The organism is Actinomadura fulvescens (assembly GCF_039533225.1).
GTDB lineage: Bacteria > Actinomycetota > Actinomycetes > Streptosporangiales > Streptosporangiaceae > Spirillospora > Spirillospora fulvescens.
In genome coordinates this window covers 52521-66958 of the sequence record NZ_BAAATD010000015.1, presented here as the reverse complement: position 1 = coordinate 66958, position 14438 = coordinate 52521, and the positions used below count along the sequence as shown (strand labels likewise).

Genomic DNA, 14438 nt, shown 5'->3' with positions numbered 1-14438 from the left:
TGCCGTTAAGGCGACAATTTCCTACCAACGGCGCAACGCCCGTTACGCCTGACACGCATGCAAGATCCCTAAGATGGCCGGATGTCGGTGATGACCCGGGGTGAACGCGCGGCGTGGCTGTCCCTTCCGCGGCCGGGACATCGGCTGCTCGGCTGGCTCGGCCCGCTCCTGGTCACCGCGTTCGCCGCGTTCTTCCGCTTCGACCGGCTCGGGGAGCCGCACGCCGTCGTCTTCGACGAGACGTACTACGCCAAGGACGGGCTGGCCCTCCTGAAGTTCGGCGTCGAGCACTCCACCATCAAGGACGCCAAGGGCAAGGATCTCGCCGACCCGCTGATCCTCAAGGGCGACACCGACGGCATCTGGACCGACGGCGGCAGCTTCGTCGCCCATCCGCCGGTGGGCAAATGGATGATCGCCGGCGGCGAGTGGCTGTTCGGCATGACGCCGTTCGGCTGGCGCTTCGCGGCCGCGCTGGTCGGGACCCTCTCGGTCCTGATCCTGGCGCGGGTGGCGCGCCGCATGACGGGTTCGACGCTGCTGGGCACCGCCGCGGGTCTGCTGCTGGCCCTGGACGGCCTGCACCTGGTGGCGAGCCGTACCGCGATCCTCGACATCTTCGTGATGTTCTGGGTGCTCGCGGCGTTCGGCTGTCTCGTCGTGGACCGCGACATCGCGCGAGCCCGGCTGGCCGACCGCGTCGGCGACCTGAGGTATGGCCCCGGCCTCGGCATGCGGTGGTGGCGGCTGGGCGCCGGGGTCTGCCTCGGGCTCGCGTGCGGGACGAAGTGGAGCGGCGTCTTCTTCGTCGTGGCGTTCGGAGTCATGACGTTCCTGTGGGACTCGGGCGCCCGCCGGGCCGCCGGAATCCACCGCCCCGTCGCGGGCGCGCTGCGCCACGACGCACTTCCCGCCTTCGTGTCGGTAGCGGTCGTCTCAGCGGTGACGTACGTGGCGTCGTGGGCGGGCTGGTTCGCCTCCGACATCGGCTGGGGACGGCACTGGGCGGACGGACGGGGCGGCACGTTCTCGTTCGTGCCGGCACCGCTGCGCTCCCTCTGGCACTACCACGCGGAGGTCATGGGCTTCCACACGAGGTTGGACGACGCGCACCGCTATCAGTCGTGGCCGTGGGACTGGCCGCTCCTGCGGCGGCCCGTCGCGTTCTACTACTCCGAGCCGTCCGGCTGCGGCGCGGCCAAGTGTTCACGCGAGATCCTCGGCGTGGGCACTCCCGCGGTCTGGTGGGCGGCGATCGCCGCCCTCGCCGTCCTGCTGGGCTGGTGGCTCGTGCACCGCGACTGGCGTGCCGGGGCCACGCTGCTCGGATACGGGACGGGCCTGCTGCCCTGGTTCTACTACGCGGCCGACGACCGGACGATGTTCGCCTTTTACGCGACGCCGATGATCCCGTTCATGGTGCTGGCGATCGTCCTGGCCCTCGGCCTCCTGCTGGGGCCCGCCGAGGAGTCGCGCCGCCGCCTGCTGGGGGCCACTCTGAGCGGCGCCTACGTGCTGACGGTCTTGGCGAACTTCTATCTGCTGCATCCGATCCTCACCGCCAAGGTCATCACGTACGACGCCTGGCGTTTTCGCATCTGGTTCGACACGTGGATCTGACCGGCGATCCGACCGGTGCCCGCGAGGGGCGGCGGGTCAGGGCAGGCGGTGCTCGAACCAGACCACCTTGCCGAGGTCGGTGCGCTGGGTGCCCCAGCGGTCGGCGAGATGGCTGACCAGCTGGATGCCCCGTCCCGACTCGTCGGTGAAGTCGGCGTCGCAGAGGTAGGGGAGTTCGTGCCCGTCGTCGCTGACCTCGCACAGCAGCGTGCTGCCCTTGATCAGCCGCATGCCGATGGCGCCGGCGCCGTGGACGAGCGCGTTGGTGACCAGCTCGCTGACCAGCAGCTCGACGGTCTCGACCAGCTCGGGCAGCCCCCAGTCGAGCAGCTTGGCCGTGGCCTGGGCGCGGGCCCGGGGGACCATGCTGGGCTCGGCCTCCAGAGCCCAGGCCACGACGTGGTCCTCGGGGATGCCGTCGAGGGCGACCGCGACGAGCGCGACGTCGTCGGCCGGCGACCGGGAGGCGAGCGTGTCGACGACGTCGTCGCAGGTGCGGTCGAGCGAACGGCTCGTGCCCGCGAGGTGGTCGCACAGCGTCTCCAGGCCCTCCGCGACGTCGCGGTCACGGCGTTCGAGCAGGCCGTCGGTACAGAAGATCAGCCGGGCGCCGTCCTCGACGGAGAGCTCGACCGTCTCGAACGGCTGGCCACCGACGCCGATCGGCACACCGGAGGGCAGCCGGAGGATCGTGGTCTCCCCGCAGGGCGAGACCAGGACGGGCGGCGGATGCCCGGCGTTGGCGATCCAGCACCGCCGGTCGACCGGGTCGTACACCGCGTACATGCAGGTGGCGACATAGTCGTCACCGAGCCGCTGCGCCACGTCGTCCAGCTGCCGGAGCAGCTGGTCGGGGCGCGGATCCTGGGCCGCGAGCGTGCGCACGGCCGTCCGCAGCTGCCCCATGATCGCCGCGGATGTGACGCCGTAGCCCATCACGTCACCGATCACGATGCCCAGCCGGCAGCCGGGCAGCGGGATCGCGTCGAACCAGTCGCCGCCGACCTGCGCGGCCTGCCCGGCCGGCCGGTAGCGGAAGCACGCGCGCGCGCCCGCGATCCGCGGTGCCTCGGTGGGCAGCATGCTGCGCTGCAGCTCTTGCACCATCTGCGCCTCGCGCCGGTAGAGCCGCCCGTTGTCGATGCACAGGGCCGCGCGGCGGGCCAGCTCCTCGACGAGGGCGAGATCGAGATCGTCGAACCCCGAGCGGTCGGCCTTGCGCAGCAGCTCGAACGTGCCGAGCACCCGGCCGCGCGCGACCAGCGGCACGACGAGCATCGTGCTTCCGGCGACCAGTGGCCGCGACTCCCGGAGGGGGAACGGCGCGGCGGTCGTCCGCGCCGGCTCGCGACCGGCCCGCGCCACGTGCACGGACCGCCCGGTGCGCATCGCCTCGGCGAACGGGGAGTCGTCAGGCAGGAACGAGGCCTCCCCCTCGGGCATGGCGTCGTCCCAGCGGCCGGGCTCGCCGTCGTGCACGACCGCGACCCGGCGCATCAGGGTGGTGTCGTCGACCACGTGCGGCGCCGGCCCGCAGTCGGCGGTCGCGACCCGTTCCAGCAGTTCCACGGCCGCGAAGTCGGCCAGCCGGGGTACCAGAACCTCCGCGAGCGCCCGTGAGGCCTGCAGATGATCGAGTGAACGGCCGATCCGCTGACCGGCCTCGCCGAGAAACATGAACCGCTCCCGCACAGCCATCGTCTCCAGTTCGTGGTGATTGAGCGCGGTCGAGCTTGCCCCGCAGGGTCGGGTCTGGGCGCGGCCCGCACGGTGGCGCACGGCTTTGTCCCGCAGGTTTGTCCCGCAGGCGCGCGGCTCACGGACCTCTCTCTGGGCGGTCTTCGGTCTCATGTCCCGACAACCCGTGGTAAAGAAAACGTTACCTCGCGTGAGAGCCCAGCGCTGGCACTCTGACGAACTGGCCGGTCCCCCGGCGGGCGGCGGCCCCCTAGCGCACCGGCGCACGAAAGGCCGGGCATTGACCAGATGCGGCAAAGAGTGCGACCGGCACATTGACAGCCGATTCTCCTGGGCAGAGGATCACGCCGCCCGCGTACGTGATCCTCCCCGGACCCCGAAGGCCCCGACCGCCTCCACCGGTCGGGGCTTTCGGCCGTCCGAGCGGAATAGGACCGGCCGACCATGCGCTATACCAGCGGGTAACCGCCGGTCTGTCGGCGCACGGGCTTAATGTGACCGACGCCACGCAACCTTTCGGGCCGTCCCAAGCGTCTTAACTCCTAGGGAACACCACCGATGAGTGGGATGCGCCCGACCATGTCATGCCCGCGACGTCCCGGACACCGGGGTCGCCCTGGCTCCGGCGGTCCGCACTCCCCTCGGCCGAACCCTCCACGAACGGCCGGGCCCCCGACCCCCGCGCCGGCTGCGCGGCACCCGCGCCATAAGCCGGTTTCGAACTCGTCGGGAGCGGTGGAACGTATCTCACAACGGGGGGCGGCCTGATCCGCCCGGCCGCGCGCCACCGCGCGCGGAGTCAACCGGCCCGCCGGGTCATGACCTACGGGAAGCGATGATGACCGCAGTCACCATGCCTGTCCGAAACGCCCGCTCGACCACCCAGACCTGCACGGACCCCGAGCGCTACGAGCGCGACGTCCTTCCTTACGTCGCCCCGCTGTACGCCAGTGCCGTCCGCATGACGCGCAACAGCGCCGACGCCGAGGACCTTCTTCAGGAGACCCTCGCCAAGGCCTACGTCAACTTCCACCAGTTCCAGGAAGGCACGAACCTCAAGGCCTGGCTGCACCGCATCCTCACCAACAACTTCATCAACACCTACCGCAAGCGTCAGCGCGAGCCGATGCGCGCCGGTTCCGAGGAGCTGGAGGAGTGGCAGATCGCGCACGCCGAGGCGAATTCGGCCGGCTTCCGGTCGGCGGAGTCCGAGGCGCTCGACCGCATGCCCGACTCCGAGGTCGTGACCGCGCTGCGCCGCCTGCCCAAGGACTTCCGGGACGCGGTCTACCTCGCCGACGTCGAGGGTTACCCCTACAAGGAGATCGCCGAGATGATGGGCACCCCCATCGGCACGGTGATGTCGCGCCTCCACCGCGGCCGCAAGCAACTGCGCGACGCGCTGAGCGAGCACCACACTCTCGCCGCCTGACGCCCGTTCGGCTCGGCTCCCCCCGCTCTGCTCCCCCGCTCCGCCCCCCGACTCCCAGGCTCCCAGGCCCCCTGGACGTGATCCCGCGGTTCCCCCGTGACCGCGGGATCACCCATTTCTCACTGTCTTCCTTCCGGGCCACCCAGATCACGCGAACCAAAACGCAACACTTTCTGTAGTCGTACAGATACATTTAGCGATGATCCGGTAACGAACTCGGGAGGCCCCCTTGCCGCACCTCATCGCCACCGCCCTCACCGGCGCCGCCCTCGCCCTGCTGCCCGCCATGGCCGCTCCGTCCGCCCACGCGGCGGCCGCTCCCGCGACCTGGCCGACCGGCCACCTGCGGCTCACCCTGACCTCGCCCGAGGCGAACGCGTCGGGTACCCGCACGGCCACCCTCCTGTGCGGCCCCGACGTCGGGAGCCACCCCGAAGCCGCCAAGGCCTGCCGCGAGCTCGCCGCGCGCGGCGGCGAGATCGAGCGCGACCCGGCCGACACCGCGTGCGTCCTGATCTACGCGCCGGTCGTCGCGGCGGCCGAGGGCCACTGGCAGGGCCGGCCGGTGCGGTTCGAGCAGGAGTACCCCAACGACTGCGTGATGCGTGCCCACACCGGGCAGGTCTTCGCGTTCTGACCCCGCCCGGGAGCGGTCTCACGGGCCCTCCGGGGCACCTCCCAAACTCTTCGCCTTCAGGTCCACGGTTCTCGCATAGGCCGTTGCATTGCGGGTACGGCGCGGGAACAGCAAGCCACACGCACCTGGGTCGGGCGGAAGGAGTGCGGGCGTCATGTCTCGGAGGGTCAGTGACCTCATGACCGCCACCCCGCAGACCCTGCCCCTGGAGGCGACCCTCTACGAGGCCGCCCGCATCATGCGCGACCAGGGGATCGGCGACGTCCTCGTGACGCTCGCCGGGCGGCTGTGCGGCATGGTCACCGACCGCGACATCGTCGTCCGCGGGGTCGCCGAGAGCCGTGATCCCTCCCTGACCCCGCTCAGTGACGTGTGCACGGCCGAGCTCACCACCATCGGCCCGGACGACGACACCGAGACGGCGGCGCGGCTGATGCGCGAGCAGGCCGTGCGGCGGCTGCCGGTGGTGGACGCGGAGCAGCGCCCGGTGGGCATCGTGTCCATCGGTGATCTGGCGCTGGCCGACAGCGGCGTTCCTTCGGTCCTCGCCGCGATCAGCAAGGCACCACCGCACGTGTAGGGGTTCCGCACGTGCTGGACGACTGTGAGGCGGACATGTCGGGGCGAACGATAGACCGTTGCAGCGGCCTGAAACCGAGCCGGGAGTACGGAACGAGCCGTTCCCGGGATAACGTCGCTGATGTGCCGTCAGCCGATACCGTCCTCACCGACCAGCTCGCCGTGGAGATCGCCCGCCTGGGCATCGTCGGCGAGTCGTCCGACCTGGGGACCCTGCACCGTGTCACCGAGCTGGCGTCCCGGGCCGTACCGGGCTGCGCGGGCGCCGCGAGCGTTCGCTGGGCGCTCCCGTCCGACGAGACGGAACGTCCCGAGCCGCTGGCGTCGGCCGCCAGCCATCCCGACCTGGCCGAGGTGACCGACCTCCAGCTCAGGCGCGGCAACGGCCCCATCTTCGACGTCGTGCGCACCCGGCGGGCGATGACCTCCGACGACGTCCTGGCCGAGACCCGGTGGCCCGCCTCCACCTCGGACATGCTGCGCCGCGGGGTGCGCTGTTTCAGCACCACCCCGCACTACAACGCGCCCGTGCTGGTGACCCTGTCGCTGTACGGGGTGACCCCGCGTTCCCTGAATCCGGACCAGCAGTCCCTCGCGGCCCTGCTGGCGGCGCAGGGCAGCGCGGCCGTGTCCAACACGCTGCAGTACGACCAGGTCCACCGCACCGCGATCCAGCTGCAGGAGGCGGTCGAGTCACGCGCCGTCGTGGACCAGGCGAAGGGCATCCTCATGCACGCCCTCGGCTGCGACGCCGACGAGGCGTTCTCGGAGTTGCGCCGGATCTCACAGTCGCGGCGCGTCAAGCTGACCGCGCTGGCCCAGCGCATCGTCGGAGACCAGGGCCTGACTTAAGGTAACCGGGCTCTGACCTGCGGTGATCGAGGTCTGAGCCGAACCGTGGGCCATCGTCCACAGCACCGCATAGGCTGCGTACCATCCCGCGCTCGCGCCAATGTGAGCCCTATCGCAAGCAGGATCTACCGCCACTAGGCCGGGCGCGCGCAACAGGAATAGGCTGCGCACGGCGACACAGGCCGCGGGGGACGTTTGATCCGAGTACGGCCCTGACCCCGCCTGCCTCGCCGACCGACACCTGGAGCACCCTATATGGCCGAACAGCTCGAACCAGAGACGATCCTGCGCGAGATCAGCGATCTCGAAGGCCGGATCGAAGAGCTGCGGCAGGCTGCCAACATGCCCGCGCCCGACCTGCGGGCCACTCTCGACGCCGCGCTGATCGAGCTTGAGCTCGCGCTGACGGCGCTGCGGACCGTGGGGGCCGACCAGGCGAACGCGGCGGGTCGTTCGGCGACCGCCGAGTCCGAGCGCCGCGTGCTGCGCACCGTCTTCCAGGACGCCCCGGTGCCCCTGTTCCTGCTCGACCGCGACGCGGGCGTGCGCCGGGTCAACAAGCAGGCCGCGGCGCTGCTGGGCACCTCCCCCGGCTACGTCTCCGGCAAGCAGTTCATCGCGTTCTGCGACCTCCCCACCCGCGCGGCGCTCCGGTCGCAGCTGGCCGCCGTCGTGCGGACCGGCCGGCGGCGCCGCACCGAGGTCCGCTTCCTGGGCCGGGAACACCCGGTCGACGCGGTCGTCACCATGGCCAGGGTGTGGATCCGGGGAGAGCCCGATCCGATGATCATCGTCGCGGCGGGGGCCACCACCACCCCGGCCGACGGCCCGGCGCCCGCCGCCGGCCAGGCCCCGGCGGCCGGCCCGGTCCCGGCGCCCGGCCGCGCCCCGGCGCCCGGCAGACCCACCCCGGCCGCCGTGCCCGCCGGGGGGAACGCCACCGGCGCGGCTCGCGACGCCGCGGTCACGGCCGGCGACCGCGACGACGAGGTCATGGGCGCGCTGGTGCACCGGATGGACGTGCTCGCGACCGCGTCCGAGCTGCTCCTCGACGAGCCCGTGTTCAACGAGAACGTGGCGGTCCGCCGCTGCGCGCGGCTGCTGACCGCCGAGATGACCGAGTGGGTCGTCATCGACCTCATGCCGCCCCGGCCCGGTCCGGCGAGCGGGCCGGGCGTGCTCGCCGGGTCCGGCGGTGAGACGAACGGTGATCTGCGGCGCGTGGTGGTCATGGGGCAGGCCGACGAGCCAGGCGAGGACACCGTCCACAGCCTGGAGCAGCTCGCCCCCGCGCCCGGCACCCTGCCGTACACGGTCTTCACCACCCGGCAGAGCGCGCTGCGGCCGCATGTGGAGGATCTCGACCTCCTCGGCGTCTGCGCCGACGGCCAGCCGGCCTGCGTCAAGATGGGCGCGACCTCGGTCCTGTGCGTGCCGGTCGAGGACGGCGACCGTTGCATCGGGACTATCACGCTCGCGAGCAGCGGCGAGCACGGCCCGCTCGACCTGCTCGACCTCGGCGTGGCGCAGCGGCTCGGACGCTACCTCGCGCTGGTCATCCGTGCCGCCCGGCTCTATCAGCGCCGGGACGAGGTCGCGGTGTCCCTGCAGGCGAGCCTGCTGCCGCAGCGCCTGCCCCAGATCGCGGGCGTCGAGGTGGCGGGGCTCTACCGCGCCGCCACGCACGGCATCGAGGTCGGCGGTGACTTCTACGACGTCTTCCCGATGGCGGGGGACGGCTGGGGCATGGTCCTCGGCGACGTCTGCGGCAAGGGCCAGGAGGCGGCCGCGGTGACCGCCGCGGCCCGGCACGGGGTGCGGACCCTGTCTCGCTGGAAGCCCGATCCGGCCGAGGTGCTGGCCATGGTCAACCAGGGCCTGCTGGACGAGGAGCGCTTCGTGACCGCGGTGATGGCCGGGCTCGCCATCGACGAGGAGAGCGTGACGGCGACCCTCGCCTCGGCGGGCCATCCCCCGGCGATCGTGATCGGCCCGGACGGGATGGTCCGGTACGCCTCCAGCGGGGGCGTGCCGCTCGGTCTGTTCGACGACTTCGAGGTCAGCACCGAGGTGATCGAGCTCGCCGTGGGCGACACCCTGTTCCTCCATTCCGACGGCGTCCTGGACGCGTGCGACCTGGCGCGGCGGCAGTTCGGGCAGGAGCGGCTGCTGGAGGTGCTGGCGGCCCACGCCTCCGCGCCCCTCCAGGACATGCTCAACGCGGTCGAACGCCGATTGATCGACTTCTGTGACGGGGACCTGCGGGACGACGTGTCGATGCTCGCCCTGCGCAGGCTCCCGGCCCCGCTCAACTGAGGCCTGGGTAACTGAGGCCCAGGTAACTGGGGCCTACGTGAAATCGGCCGTTTGAGGGGTATCTGCTCCCCATGGGAACCGCATCGCCGTCCGCCGCCACGAATCCCCGCAACGAGACCGAGCACGAGCGGCTCGACCGTCAGCTCATGGAAATGCTTCAAGGATTCCGGGTCGCGGTCACGGGCGTGCAGGTGCTGTTCGCGTTCCTGCTGACCGTTCCGTTCGCCCCCGGGTTCAGCCGGGTGAACGACTCCGGACGGGCGTTGTTCTACGTGGCCCTCTTCGGGGCGGCGCTGGCGTCCATCTGCTTCATCGCCCCGACCATCCAGCACCGCATCCTGTTCCAGCAGAACCAGAAACCGCTGCTGATCAGGCGGGCCAACCGGTTCGGGATCCTCGGCGCGCTGGCGCTCGCGTTCTCCATCGCCGCCTCCACCACCTTGATCGTCAAGACGCTGGGCGGGGTCGAGCCGGCCCTCGCCACCGCGATCGTGGTCGGGGTGCTGTGCGCCTGGGCCTGGTTCGTCCAGCCCCTGCTGACGCGCCGCTCTGTGGAGGGCGACGGTAAGTCCTGACCGTGTGACCGAGTGGGGTGTCCCACCGCCGCGCGCGGTGGGACACCCTGCTCCGGTACGGCCTGTGGTCAGGCGCCGACGTAGAGGAGCTTGTCCGGGGAGCCCGTGCCCGGGTTCGTCACCACGCCGGGAGTCGCGTTCGTGCCGAGCGCCCCGGCCACCTGCTCCGGCGTCGCCGCGGTGTTGGCGGACAGGTAGAGCGCCACGGCGCCCGCGACGTGCGGGCTGGCCATCGACGTCCCGTTCGCGCTGCGCGAGGCGTTGTCGCCCGTGGCCCACGCCGAGGTGATGTCCGAGCCAGGCGCGAAGATGTCCACGCAGGCGCCGAAGTTGGAGAACGAGGAGCGGGCGTCCCGCGCGTCGGTGGCGCCGACGGTGATCGCCTCGGGCACGCGGGCCGGCGAGGAGCCGCACGCGTCCCGGTTGTCGTTGCCCGCGGCGAGGGCGTAGGTCACGCCCGACGCCACCGACTTGCGCACCGCGTCGTCCAGGGCCGCCGAGGCCCCGCCCCCGAGGCTCATGTTGGCCACGGCCGGCTTCTTGGCGTTCTGGGTGACCCAGTCGACCCCGGCGATGACGCCCTCGGTGGAGCCGCTGCCCTCGCAGCCGAGCACCCGGACGGCGACGACGTTCGCCTCCTTGGCCAGGCCGTACTCCTTCCCGGCGATCGTCCCGGCCACGTGCGTGCCGTGGCCCTGGCAGTCGGTGGCGTCGCCGTCGTCGTCGACGAAGTCGTAGCCGCTGGTGGCCCGCCCCTCGAAGGTCGAGTGGGTGAGCCTGACGCCGGTGTCGATGACGTAGGCGTTGACGCCCTTGCCGGTGGCGGTGGGGTTGTAGGCCTTGTCGAGGGGGAGCTTGCGCTGGTCGACTCGGTCCAGGCCCCAGGAGGCGGGTTCGGCGTTGATGGTGAACGTGCGGTTCTGCTCGACGAACGCGACGTCGGAGCGGGCGGCCATGCGACGCGCTTGCCGCTCGTCCAGCCGGATCGAGAAGCCGCGCACGGCGCTCCGGAAGACGCGGCGGACGGTGCCGTCGTGCTTGCCCGCCAGCGTGCGGGCGACGGCGGGCACGCCCTTGTCGCGGGTCTTGGCGGTGTCCTTCAGGATCACGATGTAGTCGCCGGGGACGGCGCCGGGCGCGCCGGCGTTGCGGATCGTGCCCTGCTCAGAGGACTGAGCCTGCGCGAGGGCCTGGGCGGGGAGCGCGACACCGATGGACAGTGCCGTGATGGCGATGACGGGCGTTGCCAGGGATCGCCTGGACTTGGACGCCTTGCTCATTCGCGGGTGCCTCCTGGGGGAGCGGGGGGTTGAAGCACCACATGTTGCGCATAAGGCCCCAAAACCCGGCAAGAGTTCTCACGCGAACAAACGACGGCTTGGCCACATCCGGCCACGCTTGCTGGTAAACCGATGCACCCTCTCAGGCGACGTGCTCACTTGGGTACAAAAGAAGGCGGGCCCTTCCTCACCTGATGAGGAAGGGCCCGCCAGAGATCAGGGTCAGTAGGCCCTGCCGAAGATCACGCGCTTTCCGTACGCCGACGGCCGGCCGCACTTCACGCACTCGCCGGTCTCCTCCGGCGCGTCGGCCGGGATGACCCGCGGCGTCGCGGCGGTGTCGGCCTTGATCTCGTCCTCGCACTCCGGGCGGCCGCAGTGGAAGACGTTCGCCCAGCCGGTGGCCACCTGCGCGGTGAACGCCTCCCACGAGCCGACCGAAGCGGTGTGCTCGTCGCGGAAGGCCTCCGCGCGTGCCAGCAGGAACGACTGGAAGTCGGCCAGGATGCCCGGTAGCAGCTCCGGCACCTTGTCGAGCGGGATCTGCTCCTTGCCCTGGCCCTCCACGGTCGGGAGGCGCCGGGCGAGCGTGGCCACGCCGCCCTCGATGTCGCGCTTGCCGAGCTCGATGCGGACCGGGACGCCGCGCATCTCCCACTCGTTGAACTTGAACCCGGGCGACAGCTGCGGCCGGTTGTCGTCCACGTGCACCCGGATGCCCATCGCCTTGATCGCGGCGCCCAGCTTGCGCGCCTCGGTGGCGGCCTGCTCGCCCTGCTCCTTGCGTCCGATCGGGACGATCACGACCTGGTACGGGGCCAGCCGCGGCGGCAGCACCAGGCCCTTGTCGTCGCCGTGCGTCATGATCACGCCGCCGATCATGCGGGTGCTCATGCCCCAGGACGTGGTGTGGGCGAGCTGGAGCTTGCCCTCCTCGTCCTGGTACTGGATCTCGAAGGCCTTGGCGAAGTTGGTGCCCAGATAGTGGGACGTGCCGGACTGCAGCGCCCGCCCGTCGCGCATCATGCCCTCGACCGTGTAGGTGCGCACGGCCCCGGCGAACCGCTCGCCCGGCGTCTTCTCCCCCGCCACCACGGGGATCGCGGCCAGCTCGCGCGCGACCTGGGCGTAGGCGTCCAGCGCCCACATGGTCTCGCGCATCGCGTCGGCCTCGTCGAGGTGCGCGGTGTGCCCCTCCTGCCAGAGGAACTCGGTGGTGCGCAGGAACAGCCGCGGCCGCATCTCCCAGCGGACCACGTTGGCCCACTGGTTGAGCAGCAGCGGAAGATCACGATGCGAGTCGATCCACTTGGCCATGTACTCGCCGATGACCGTCTCGGAGGTCGGCCGCACGACCAGCGGCTCCTCCAGCTCCTTGCCGCCGGCGATCGTCACCACGGCCAGCTCCGGCGAGAAGCCCTCGACGTGGTCGGCCTCCCGCTTGAGATAGGACTCGGGAATGAACATCGGGAAGGACGCGTTGTCGTGCCCCGACTCCTTGATCCGCCGGTCCAGGTCGGCCTGGAGCAGCTCCCAGATCCGGTACCCGTACGGCCTGATGACCATCGTGCCCCGCACCGGACCACGGTCGACCAGCTGGGCCGCTACGACCAGCTCGTTGTACCAGGCGGAGAAATCCTCGCTCTGCGGCGTCACACCTTCTCGACTCACGGCAACGAGGGTACTAAGTCACAAGGCCCGGCCAGGACGCAACGGTCCTTCGGCGCCGCGCTGTTATCGTCCCCGGATGAGATGGTCGCAGAGCTTCGTCCCGACCCTGCGCGAAGATCCGGCCGAGGCCGACGCCCCGAGTCACCGGCTGCTGCTGCGCGCGGGGTACGTGCGGCAGCTCACAGCGGGCCACTATTCGCTGCTCCCGCTGGCGGTCCGGGTGCGCAGCAAGATCATCCAGATCATCCGGGAGGAGATGGACCGGATCGGGGCGCAGGAGATGTTGCTGCCCGCCCTGCATCCGGCCGAGATCTGGCAGCGGTCGGGGCGCTGGGAGCTCATGGGCCAGGAGATGTTCCGGCTGCGGGACCGGCGGGGCGCCGATCTCGCCCTCGGCATGACGCACGAGGAGATCTTCGCGACGGTCGCCCAGGAGCTGAGCTCCTACAAACAGCTGCCGCGGCAGTGGTACCAGTTCCAGACGAAGTTCCGGGACGAGCCGCGCCCCAAGAGCGGCCTGCTACGCGTCCGCGAGTTTACGATGAAGGACGCCTACAGCTTCGACCTCGACCAGGCCGGGCTGGACGCCTCGTTCGAGGCCTATCACGGCGCCTACGTGCGGATCTTCGAGCGGCTCGGCATCCCCGCGCTCGCGGTCGACGCGTCCAGCGGCACCATGGGCGGCTCGGGCTCGACCGAGTTCATGTGCCCGGCGGAGGTCGGTGAAGACCTCGTCGTGCACTCCCCCGCCTGCGGCTACGCGGCCAACATCGAGAAAGCGACGTCCCGCCTGCCGGAGGCCGACGACGGGCCGGGCGACCCCACCCCCGAACCGTTCGACACGCCGGGCGTCCGCACGATCGACGACCTCGCCACCGGCTATGACGCGCCGGCCGACCGGCAGATCAAGACGCTGGTCTACCTGCTGGACGGCCGCCTCACACTGGTGCTGCTGCGCGGCGATCATCCGCTGAACGAGCAGAAGCTGGCCGACGCGACCGGCGCCGTCTCGATCCGGGCCGCCGGGCCCGAGGAGATCCAGGACGCGCTCGGCGCGCTGCCGGGCAGCCTGGGCGCGGTCGGCGTCACCGGGCACCCAGTGATCGCCGACGGCGCCCTGCGCGGCCGCCGCGGCATGTTCACCGGCGCCAACACCGACGACGTGCACCTGCGCGGCGTGGACGTCGACCGCGACATCCCGGTCGGCACGTGGGCGGATCTTCGCGAGGTGGCCGCCGGGGAGCCCTGCCCGCGCTGCGGCGAGCCCCTGCGGATCGAGCGCGCGATCGAGGTCGGCCACATCTTCAAGCTGGGCGACCGCTACGCCCGGGCGATGGGCGCCGAGGTCCTGGACCCGGACGGCAAGCGAGTGCCGCTGGTCATGGGGAGTTACGGCATCGGGGTCGAACGGGCGATGGCCGTCATCGTCGAGGTCCACCACGACGACAAGGGGATCGTCTGGCCCCTGGCGGTCGCGCCGTTCCAGGTGGCCGTGGTGGTCGCCCAGCCCGACGACCCCGAGACCGCGGCCGCCGCCGGGGACCTCTACACCGGCCTGGGCGCCGCCGGGATCGAAGTGATCATCGATGACCGGGCGGAGCGGGCGGGGGTCAAGTTCCGGGACGTGGAGCTCACCGGCATCCCGTACCGCGTCACCGTGGGGCGGCGCGGACTGGCCGAGGGCGTGGTCGAGGTGACCGCCCGCGCCACCGGGGAGACCGTGCGGATCGCGCCCGCCGAGGTCGTCGCCCACATCGAGGGCCTGCTGGCCTGACCGC

General features: G+C 71.3%; 11 protein-coding genes. 8 read left to right on the top strand and 3 right to left on the bottom strand.

Annotated elements, in window-relative coordinates; translation table 11 throughout:
- Positions 1-81 precede the first annotated feature (81 nt).
- A complete protein-coding gene (locus ABD333_RS39505) occupies positions 82-1620 on the top strand; it encodes a dolichyl-phosphate-mannose--protein mannosyltransferase (protein WP_344547743.1) in 1539 nt (512 codons plus the stop codon).
- Between the two features lie 36 nt (positions 1621-1656).
- On the opposite strand, the gene ABD333_RS39500 is transcribed toward ABD333_RS39505, so the two are convergent.
- Positions 1657-3297, bottom strand: coding sequence for an ATP-binding SpoIIE family protein phosphatase (locus tag ABD333_RS39500; RefSeq protein ID WP_344547742.1), 1641 nt, complete (start codon positions 3295-3297; stop codon positions 1657-1659).
- An 874-nt stretch (positions 3298-4171) separates the two neighbouring features.
- On the opposite strand from ABD333_RS39500, the gene ABD333_RS39495 reads away from it, so the two are divergent.
- The 6 genes from ABD333_RS39495 (at position 4172) to ABD333_RS39470 (ending at position 9709) form a co-directional block, all read left to right on the top strand.
- Entirely contained in the window at positions 4172-4750 is a 579-nt protein-coding gene (locus ABD333_RS39495; protein WP_344547741.1) for a sigma-70 family RNA polymerase sigma factor, read from the top strand.
- A 229-nt stretch (positions 4751-4979) separates the two neighbouring features.
- Positions 4980-5387: an SSI family serine proteinase inhibitor gene (locus ABD333_RS39490; RefSeq protein WP_344547740.1), complete on the top strand. Its 408-nt coding sequence runs from the start codon at positions 4980-4982 to the stop codon at positions 5385-5387.
- Positions 5388-5541: 154 nt separating this feature from the next.
- Positions 5542-5967: a CBS domain-containing protein gene (locus ABD333_RS39485; protein WP_344547739.1), complete on the top strand. Its 426-nt coding sequence runs from the start codon at positions 5542-5544 to the stop codon at positions 5965-5967.
- Positions 5968-6089: 122 nt separating this feature from the next.
- The gene (locus tag ABD333_RS39480) at positions 6090-6818 is read left to right on the top strand and encodes an ANTAR domain-containing protein (protein ID WP_344547738.1); all 729 of its coding nucleotides are present in this window, start codon (positions 6090-6092) and stop codon (positions 6816-6818) included.
- A 255-nt stretch (positions 6819-7073) separates the two neighbouring features.
- Complete coding sequence (locus tag ABD333_RS39475) at positions 7074-9134, top strand: SpoIIE family protein phosphatase (protein WP_344547737.1); 2061 nt, start codon at positions 7074-7076, stop codon at positions 9132-9134.
- 71 nt (positions 9135-9205) lie between these two features.
- A complete protein-coding gene (locus tag ABD333_RS39470; protein WP_344547736.1) occupies positions 9206-9709 on the top strand; it encodes a DUF6328 family protein in 504 nt (167 codons plus the stop codon).
- Positions 9710-9777: 68 nt separating this feature from the next.
- Here ABD333_RS39470 and ABD333_RS39465 read toward each other — a convergent pair whose 3' ends face one another.
- Together ABD333_RS39465 and proS are read right to left on the bottom strand one after the other, a co-directional pair.
- Positions 9778-10989, bottom strand: a complete 1212-nt coding sequence (locus ABD333_RS39465) for a S8 family peptidase (RefSeq protein WP_344547735.1) — start codon at positions 10987-10989, stop codon at positions 9778-9780.
- Positions 10990-11211: 222 nt separating this feature from the next.
- Positions 11212-12660, bottom strand: a complete 1449-nt coding sequence (gene proS, locus ABD333_RS39460; RefSeq protein WP_344547734.1) for a proline--tRNA ligase — start codon at positions 12658-12660, stop codon at positions 11212-11214.
- Between the two features lie 76 nt (positions 12661-12736).
- Between proS and ABD333_RS39455 the strand changes: the two genes are divergently transcribed.
- Positions 12737-14434 (top strand): proline--tRNA ligase, encoded by a 1698-nt coding sequence (locus ABD333_RS39455; protein ID WP_344547733.1) that lies wholly within the window; start codon positions 12737-12739, stop codon positions 14432-14434.
- The last annotated feature ends 4 nt before the right edge of the window (positions 14435-14438 follow it).

Coding starts and splice junctions, on each gene's coding strand:
- ABD333_RS39505 (WP_344547743.1), top strand. CDS start 82: ATGTCGGTGATGACCCGGGGTGAACGCGCGGCGTGGCTGTCCCTTCCG.
- ABD333_RS39500 (WP_344547742.1), bottom strand. CDS start 3,297: ATGTTTCTCGGCGAGGCCGGTCAGCGGATCGGCCGTTCACTCGATCAT.
- ABD333_RS39495 (WP_344547741.1), top strand. CDS start 4,172: ATGCCTGTCCGAAACGCCCGCTCGACCACCCAGACCTGCACGGACCCC.
- ABD333_RS39485 (WP_344547739.1), top strand. CDS start 5,542: ATGTCTCGGAGGGTCAGTGACCTCATGACCGCCACCCCGCAGACCCTG.
- ABD333_RS39475 (WP_344547737.1), top strand. CDS start 7,074: ATGGCCGAACAGCTCGAACCAGAGACGATCCTGCGCGAGATCAGCGAT.
- ABD333_RS39470 (WP_344547736.1), top strand. CDS start 9,206: ATGGGAACCGCATCGCCGTCCGCCGCCACGAATCCCCGCAACGAGACC.
- ABD333_RS39465 (WP_344547735.1), bottom strand. CDS start 10,989: ATGAGCAAGGCGTCCAAGTCCAGGCGATCCCTGGCAACGCCCGTCATC.
- ABD333_RS39455 (WP_344547733.1), top strand. CDS start 12,737: ATGAGATGGTCGCAGAGCTTCGTCCCGACCCTGCGCGAAGATCCGGCC.